Origin of the sequence: Actinomadura sp. BRA 177 (assembly GCF_013372625.1) — a bacterium.
Lineage (GTDB): Bacteria > Actinomycetota > Actinomycetes > Streptosporangiales > Streptosporangiaceae > Spirillospora.
Window position 1 is genome coordinate 1 of the sequence record NZ_JABXFD010000144.1, and the last position, 2,024, is coordinate 2,024.

General features: G+C 78.0%; 3 protein-coding genes. 2 read left to right on the forward strand and 1 reads right to left on the reverse strand.

Going from position 1 to position 2,024, the window contains the following annotated elements:
* Both HUX53_RS04225 and HUX53_RS04230 read left to right on the forward strand, forming a co-directional pair.
* The coding region (locus HUX53_RS04225; protein WP_176401856.1) for a sensor histidine kinase at positions 1–902 on the forward strand (902 nt) is incomplete at its 5' end.
* Entirely contained in the window at positions 890–1,552 is a 663-nt protein-coding gene (locus HUX53_RS04230; RefSeq protein ID WP_176401857.1) for a response regulator transcription factor, read from the forward strand. The genes HUX53_RS04225 and HUX53_RS04230, both read left to right, overlap by 13 nt.
* A 209-nt stretch (positions 1,553–1,761) precedes the next feature.
* Here the strand turns inward: HUX53_RS04230 and HUX53_RS04235 are convergent.
* Positions 1,762–2,024, reverse strand: a 263-nt coding sequence (locus HUX53_RS04235) for a hypothetical protein (RefSeq protein ID WP_217919066.1), incomplete at its 5' end; no start/stop codon positions are given.

Here is a 2,024-nt window from a genome sequence, read left to right on the forward strand (position 1 = left end):
CGCCGGTGGCGAGCATGGGGGTGCTGCAGGTGGCGCAGCGGCGCCCGTTCCCGGCCGCGGCGGGGGTCGGCGCGGCGGGGGTCGCGGCGCTCGCCGTGCAGGGGCTGTGGCAGCCCAGCCGCGGGATCTCGTTCGGCTGGTGGCTGCTGCTGATCGCGCTCGGGTACGGGGCGCTGGTCGGCTGGGGCGCGCTGGCCCGGGCGCGCCGCGAGCTGCTGGCGTCGCTGCGGGAGCGGGCGCGCCGCGCGGAGGCCGAGCAGGGCCGCCGGGTGGCCGAGGCGCGGATGGCCGAGCGGACGCGGATCGCGCGGGAGATGCACGACGTGCTGGCGCACCGGCTGTCGCTGCTGGCCACCTACGCGGGCGCGCTGGAGTACCGGCCGGACGCGCCGCCCGAGCGGCTGTCGCAGGCCGCCGGGGTGGTGCGCGCCGGGGTGCACCAGGCCCTGGAGGAGCTGCGCGAGGTGATCCTGCTGCTGCGCGCCGACGATGCCGGCGAGGACGACCGGCCGCAGCCCGTCCTGGCCGACGTGCCGCGGCTGGTGGCGGAGTCGCGCGGCGCGGGCGGGACGGTCGACCTGCGGGACGAGCTGCCCGCGGGCGCCGATCTCCCGCCGGCGGCCGGGCGGACCGCGTACCGGGTGGTGCAGGAGGCGCTGACCAACGCCCGCAAGCACGCCGCGGGCCGTCCTGTCCGGGTGGTGCTGCGGGGTGGCCCCGGCGACGGCCTGGTCATCGACGTCCGCAACCCGCTGCGCGAGGACGGCGGGGACCCGCCGCCGGGCAGCGGGACGGGCCTGGTCGGGCTGACCGAGCGGGTCCGGCTGGCCGGCGGGACCCTCGACCACCAGGCCGCCGCGGGCGAGTTCCGGCTGCGCGCCTGGCTACCATGGCCGGCGTGACCCGGCCCCTGCGCGTGCTGATCGTGGACGACGACGCCCTCGTCCGCGCCGGACTGTCGATGATGCTGGACGGCACGGGCGGCATCACGGTCGCCGGGGAGGCCGCCGACGGCGACGAGGTGCCCGCGGCCGCCGACGCGCACGCGCCCGACGTCGTCCTGATGGACCTGCGGATGCCGCGCGTGGACGGCATCACCGCGACCCGCAGGCTGCGCGCCCGCGCGAACCCGCCCGAGGTGATCGTGCTGACGACGTTCGACTCCGACGAGAACATCCTGCACGCGCTGCGCGCCGGGGCCAGCGGGTTCCTGCTGAAGGACACCCCGCCGGACCGGATCGTGCACGCCGTCCGGCAGGTCGCCGCCGGGGAGCCGATGCTGTCGCCGCGCATCACCCGCCGGCTCATGGACCGCGCGGCGACCGAGGCCGGCGCCCACCAGCGGGCCCGCGCGGCGCTCGCCCGGCTCAGCCCGCGCGAGAACGAGGTGGTCCTGGCGATCGCGCGGGGACGGTCCAACGCCGACATCGCGGCGGAGCTGTACATGAGCGTGGCGACCGTCAAGGCGCACGTGTCCAGCGTCCTGACCAAGCTGGACCTGGACAACCGCACCCAGATCGCCCTCCTCGCCCACGACGCCGGCCTCACCTGACGCCCGGCGGAACACCGGCCCGGACCAGGACGCCGAAGCGGCGGCGGCGTCTCCGACGTCGCCGGGGAGACGCGACGGGGGCGGGACGAAACGCTCATGAGGCACATGCCCGTGCCGCGCGCCCGCCACCGGGCCGGTCCGGATGTACTCGGTCCTGGGAGGCCGGCCACGCATCACCCGATTGGCACCGAGACCATGACCGGGTACATCTAGCGCGGCGGGGGGACGAGGGCGCCGGGGCGGGGCACGAGCGGCGGGCGGGGGGGGGCGGGGGTGGCGGGGGGGGCGAGGGCGCGGGTGCGGCCGGCCGGCTTGGCGGTGGTCGGCGGGCTCAGCGTGAGCTTCGCCCCCGACGAGTTGACGACGGTGGCGGTCGCGGCGGTCGAAGTGGTGACGACCGGGTCCCCGGCCGCCATGGTGAGCGCCAGGCTGTCGCCCGCCTCGCCGACGCGGACGGGCGGCTGGAGGCGGC